Source organism: Novosphingobium sp. 32-60-15, from assembly GCF_002280675.1.
Lineage (GTDB): Bacteria > Pseudomonadota > Alphaproteobacteria > Sphingomonadales > Sphingomonadaceae > Novosphingobium.
The window spans coordinates 1-5337 of record NZ_NCEN01000053.1 but is presented as its reverse complement, the minus strand read 5'-3'; the positions used below and the strand labels follow the sequence as shown (position 1 = coordinate 5337).

General features: G+C 60.8%; 6 protein-coding genes and 2 pseudogenes. 4 read left to right on the top strand and 4 right to left on the bottom strand.

Annotated features, from left to right (window positions below; translation table 11 throughout):
- Positions 1-215 (bottom strand): annotated as a pseudogene (locus B7Y89_RS17950) (peptidase S24); the annotation flags it as partial.
- A gap of 118 nt (positions 216-333) precedes the next feature.
- Between B7Y89_RS17950 and B7Y89_RS17945 the strand changes: the two are divergent.
- Positions 334-510, top strand: a complete 177-nt coding sequence (locus B7Y89_RS17945; RefSeq protein WP_168452302.1) for a hypothetical protein — start codon at positions 334-336, stop codon at positions 508-510.
- A gap of 45 nt (positions 511-555) precedes the next feature.
- Here B7Y89_RS17945 and B7Y89_RS18355 read toward each other — a convergent pair whose 3' ends face one another.
- Positions 556-783, bottom strand: coding sequence for a 3'-5' exonuclease (locus B7Y89_RS18355; RefSeq protein ID WP_366416492.1), 228 nt, complete (start codon positions 781-783; stop codon positions 556-558).
- Between B7Y89_RS18355 and B7Y89_RS17940 the strand changes: the two genes are divergently transcribed.
- The 3 genes and pseudogenes from B7Y89_RS17940 to B7Y89_RS17930 all read left to right on the top strand — a co-directional run bounded on the left by B7Y89_RS17940 (position 734) and on the right by B7Y89_RS17930 (position 1663).
- The gene (locus tag B7Y89_RS17940; protein WP_292940897.1) at positions 734-895 is read left to right on the top strand and encodes a hypothetical protein; all 162 of its coding nucleotides are present in this window, start codon (positions 734-736) and stop codon (positions 893-895) included. The genes B7Y89_RS18355 and B7Y89_RS17940 overlap by 50 nt on opposite strands.
- A 24-nt stretch (positions 896-919) precedes the next feature.
- Positions 920-1336 (top strand): annotated as a pseudogene (locus tag B7Y89_RS17935) (C-terminal helicase domain-containing protein); the annotation flags it as partial.
- A gap of 120 nt (positions 1337-1456) precedes the next feature.
- Positions 1457-1663 (top strand): hypothetical protein, encoded by a 207-nt coding sequence (locus tag B7Y89_RS17930; protein WP_292940894.1) that lies wholly within the window; start codon positions 1457-1459, stop codon positions 1661-1663.
- 2 nt (positions 1664-1665) lie between these two features.
- Here the strand turns inward: B7Y89_RS17930 and B7Y89_RS17925 are convergent, their stop codons facing one another.
- Both B7Y89_RS17925 and B7Y89_RS17920 read right to left on the bottom strand, forming a co-directional pair.
- The gene (locus B7Y89_RS17925) at positions 1666-4368 is read right to left on the bottom strand and encodes a conjugal transfer protein TraG N-terminal domain-containing protein (RefSeq protein WP_292940892.1); all 2703 of its coding nucleotides are present in this window, start codon (positions 4366-4368) and stop codon (positions 1666-1668) included.
- Between the two features lie 15 nt (positions 4369-4383).
- On the bottom strand, positions 4384-5337 hold a 954-nt coding region (locus B7Y89_RS17920; protein ID WP_292940889.1), incomplete at its 5' end, for a conjugal transfer protein TraH.

Sequence of the window (5337 nt, the reverse complement as noted above, 5' to 3'; positions counted from 1 at the left end):
CGCACAGGAAGCGCCGGCCCACCGAGCACCTGCTCATCGACCCCGAAGAACTGGGCAAGGATACGCCGATCCTCGTCATCCAGCTTGCGCGGTGAGCCGCGCTTGATGAATTGCTGGATATAAGCGGGGTTGCGATTGAGTAGCCGCGACACCGCGGAATAACCCACGTTTCTCTGCCGGATCAGGCGATCCAGCTCTTCCCTGACATTCTCCATCTGCGTCGCCTTTCAAGGGGCGGTCCAGGTGAGGTGTAGGAATTCATCCTAGACTCGATAGGGTCTTCCTAATAAGAACATAACAAGAACACAAGTTGAATCTGATTCGAGGTAGACCATGAAGCTTCTGGATCGCATCGAGCGTCATCTAAAGGAGACCCACATGTCCGCGACCCGGTTCGGGAGACGGGCGGTCGGCGATCCGCGCTTTGTGCTGGACCTGCGGTTGGGACGGCGGCCCCGGCGACGGACGCTGGAGAAGGTCGAGGCGTACTTGGGAAGTTTTCTCGAATGATGCCGTGGGTCTGTCCGAAAAAGAGCAGCGCTCCAGGTATGAAAATTAGTGCTCATTCGGAATCAGACTCGTGATCTGGCCTGACCAAGAAACCCGGAGTGCTTTCTTTGCTCGGGTTGCGGCCACATGTAGAAGCGAACGATACTGATCAAGAATATCGACCCGGTCAGCTGCATCTACCGCTGATTTCAGAGCCACTGATGGCGGAAACGAGGCGTCAGCCATGAAAGGAATGGCAACGGCAAAAAATTCAAGTCCCTTCGCCCGGTGCATCGTAGTGATCCTCAAGCTCGGAGCAAAGGCAGAAGCGGCCGGACAGCGGGTGAACGCCAAGGGCATCGCCAACGGCACGGGCTTAAGGTTCCTGCCCGTCGAGCATTCCTGAAACCAGAATTGCTCATCCGAAGAGGCTGACGTCATCGCGGAACTGGTCTCCGACATACTCGCGCAGGGAGCAACCTGGATCGATCGCGAGGGTAACGAAAAGCCGCTCGAAATCGCTGACATACTGATCATCGCCCCCTACAATGCACAGGTGTTCGAGATCCAACGTCGCCTACCCCAGGCGCGGGTCGGGACGGTCGATAAGTTCCAGGGCCAAGAGGCGCCGATCTCGATCTATTCGCTCGCCAGCTCCTCGCATGCTGATGCGCCGCGCGGGATGGAATTCCTCTACAGTCTCAACCGCTTGAACGTTGCAACCTCACGCGCGAAATGCGTAACCATCCTTGTCGGATCTCCGCAAGTTTTCGAGGCCGAATGCCGCACGCCTCGCCAGATGCAACTCGCGAATGCCTTCTGCCGGTATCTTGAACTGAGTTCATGAAATTGCCGCCGAACATCGCTTGGCACCCGGGATTTTGTGTGTCAGAATCGCTACATTAAGCCCGGAAATCTGGGATAAAGTAGCGATTTTGAAGCAGTATTTCTTCTGAATGGGTGCCTCATGTTAAAGCCATCTGACGACCCTACTGCGACCGAGGACTGGAAGAGCCTCAGAGAGCTTGATCGAGCCATCGCAGAAGATCGTCTAACTGCCTACACGTGGAAGAAAACCTGGGCTGACCCCTGGGGGCGCATCAAGCTGATCGCCATCTTCGTCGGCCTCACTGCTTTTGCAGCATTCGTTGTCATCAACGATCTGATCCTCTGATCTTACCATTCTTTTACCTCGTCCGCGGCCTCCTCGCTTGCGCCCTTAGCTCCACGGGTGACAGCATCGAGGTTGCCTCTCGACTGATCGATCATCCCGCGGCCACGCGTCTGCGCCGCGCGCACCTCTTGCCTGATCCCCGATGGATCGGGGGCAGCGCCAAGATTTCCTGATCCACCGCCTCCACTCGGTCCTAGGGCGCGGACATCGCCTTGGCTCGCAACAGTGGGGCGGCTGACCGGCGCGAACTCGGGCAGCGTCAGCTCTCCTTCGATCTCATCGTGAAGTCGGTCAGCGTAGCTCTCCACGAACCGGGCCTGGAGCTGCTGTCCCTGCGCGCTCATCTGGAAATTGATGTCGTCGAACCGGACCGGGCCATAATAATCTCGGTTCACCTCGATCTCTGCCATGCCCCATTCGCGGTAGGCCTGACTGAGGTTGAGCGAACCGGCAGCGTTGGCGCCTTCATACCAGGAGGCTTGGTTCTCGAGGCGGCTTGCTAGCTCTTCAGCGCGCCGTGCCTCGACCGAGTAGGTCTGCGCTTCGGTCAAAGAGCGGCTAAGGCCCGCCGCGCTGGTCGAAACCTGGGAGCTCGAGCTCGAGCTGGTTTGGCGCAGAAAGCCCTCACGCGTGCTGGACCAGTTCCGGTTGTCCGAAAGTTGCTCCAATGTCCCGGTAATCCGATTGCGGTCTTCGGAGGCAATGCCAACGTCACTGTCCGTCCAGCTTTGATTTCGCCCACCTTTGGCACCGATCGAGGCGCTGCCTACTCCCTTGTCTCCTCCCAAACTAAGCGAACCTTCACCGTTCAAGAACCACGAAACTGTAATGTCGTCAGCCGCACGCCGGGATAGCCCGAACTGGCGCTGCAGGGTGGTGGAGGCGTTGTCGACCTCGCTGAATGCGGTGCCGATGCTGTCGTTGCTGCCGGTGCCGCTGACCGTCTCCGAGGATCGGCCCTGGCTGTAGGCATTGCGGATCTCGTTGAAGCGAGTGACAGCCGAGCTGGTCGATTGCTGGGCAAGGTTCGAATAGGTCTCGCTCTGGCCGCGGCTCTGGCTCGCCATGGTCGAGAGCCTGCTCGTGAAATCCTGCCCCAGCGTAGGCGTGAACGGGTACTGCGAATTCGGCACTGTCGCGAATTCCGCTCCGCCAAAGCTCGTAGTCTGGGTGCCCACATCGCTGAACCCGCGGGTCTGTGGAGCGCCATAGGAAATGCTCGGATTGAGCGCGCCTTGCGCAAACTGGCGGGAGAACACTGTCGAATTGTCGAGGTTGCTGTTGCCGAGCGAGACATTGCCGGTGCTGGCCTCGCGGGCCGCTTCCTCTGCCGCATTCTGCGACGGGTTGAGGTAGGAGGTCGCCTGTCCAGAGATCGCAAGCGCGCCCTTGGCGATACCGCCAGCAAGGAACGGAACCGAAGCGACGAGATAGCCAGCCAAAAGCCCGATATCGCGGTTCACGTCGGTCATGCCCGCAAAGGTCGCAAGCGACAGGCCCGTTCCGGTCCCAGCTGCCGCCACATCGCTTGCGCCCTTGAACATCAAGATCATGTGCAGGATCACGAAGAGCGGGCCCCAGGCCGCCAGGTAGAAGAACCCGGTCACATAGCCGCGCAGCGCAATCGGCCCGGTCTTGGGCATCAGGAACAGCGGAAAGATCACCGGGAACATCGCGTAGAACACGACCGTCAGCACGACGTTGAGGATGGGGACCCACTTCATCGCGTTCTCGGCGATCGAGGCATAGGTCCGCTCGGTCTGAATGTCGGCACGGGTCTGGGCAAAGACATCGACGCTCGAGGTCCCGCTCGCGCCCGCAAACCCGTGCATGGCCTGGTTCATCGCGTTGATCGTCAGGACCTGGCGGAAGATGTCGCTCGCGTTCTTCGAGACCCCCGAGAGATACTGGTAGGCGACCGGTAGGTCCGCGAGCAGCTTGGTCTTGGCGAGAGCCGCCGTCTGGCGTGGATAGAGCTGCCGCCCGGCGCTGAGCGCCATTGAGTCGACGAGCCCCGCCCACTGGTTCGAAAGGCTGGTATAGGCATCACGGCAAGTGACGATCGACGCCGTTACGCTGTCATCGGCCTGCCGGGTCACAAACTTCTGCGCCCGCGCCGCGCTACCGGGTGCGATTGTCGTCCAGATATCGTCGCTCTCTGCCAGCTGCTTCATCGAATAGCGGCCGAGCAGGAGATCATAGAACACGCATTGCCGGATGTGCTCGTCGAGATTGGCGGCAAATTCGGGGTCCGAGATGCGCAAGGAGCGCGTCGCTTCCATCAGCCGCGCGCCATAGATCATGCCGTTCTTCGAGTAGTTGAGGTCGTCCGGCAGGCCGAAGACCAGCTCTGCTGAACGCGTGAGATAGTCGCCAACCTGGCTCGTGAAACTGGCCATGAGCGCGAGCCCCAATGGCACGTTCGCGACGTTCGCAGGCGCAAGGCTCGGGTTGACCCGGTCGGTTACATGGACGTCCATGCGCGGCACCATCAGGCACATGTAGATGAGCGTCGCCCCAAGGAACCAGTTGAGCCAGGCCCGCCAGTCCTGGTTGAAGGCGAGTACGATGACGGCAAGCGCCAGGCCCATGACCATGGTTACCTGGATCAGGCTTTTGTAGCCGCCGGCACCGGTCCAGCTGGCGACGGCATTCAGGACATTGACGATGTACTCGCCGCCGCCGACCGTGAAGATCTCGATCATGGATTGTCTCGCCTTTTAAGGGACGATGGAACGGGACTGGAGCGCACGTGACCAGTCGAGCGATGCGGCCATCGAGGGGGACATCGAGGCCGCCAGCATGTTCTCGATCATCGCTGTCTTCTCGATGATCTGCATGATGGCCGAGACCTTGGCTTGCCCCGTCGCCTGGCGCTGCGCGAGGCTGGAGCGCACTTCGGCGACCTGCGCGCGCCAGATCGCGAGCTTGACTTCGTCCGCCGCGATGAAGCTCGCCATCGAGCGGCCTGCCTCCGACACGATCCGGTCGAGCACCGCGTAGAGCAGGTCGATGCTGGTGATCTCGGCAAGCGTGTCGCGGTCGTCGGTCGCCATGCCCCGGCCATAGGCGGCCTGAACCGTCAGGATCTTGTAGAGCGGGACCGAGGCGACCTGGAGCAGCTCCTTTTCCGCATCGCCGATCGCCGTATCCGAGCGGATCGCGGCCACCATGCTTCCGATGAGCGCGGCCACCCGCGGCCGGATGGCCTTGGCCGAACTCAGGCTCATGTCCCGAAACGTGGGATTGAGACACTGGTCCGGCTCGTCGCAGGCAAAGACCCGGACCGTCTGGCCCTGCGTGCCATCAAGCAGCGCGGTCACCAGCGTTGAGGATGCATCGCCGGCAAATGGCACGAACTTGCCCGGCTCGTCGTCCTTCGGCGGCACGTAGATCACCGTGCCGATCAGCGTCATCGCATATTCGGCAAGATCGCGGTCGAACGTGCCATTCGGCGAGAAGAAGGCCGACTTCTTGAGGACGTGCCAGGTGTAGTTGCGCGGCACAGCCGGGTTCACATCAGCATAGTTTGCCCCGGCCCCGGAGTTGGTCGAGCTCCTTTGACCGCGCGTCCCGCAGCCATGCTTAGCCGCGGCATAGTCCGTGAAGATGCCCTCGCTGTTGCCGATGGCCTCGCAGATCGCCTTGTCGGCAAGGTCACCCTTGGGCCAGAT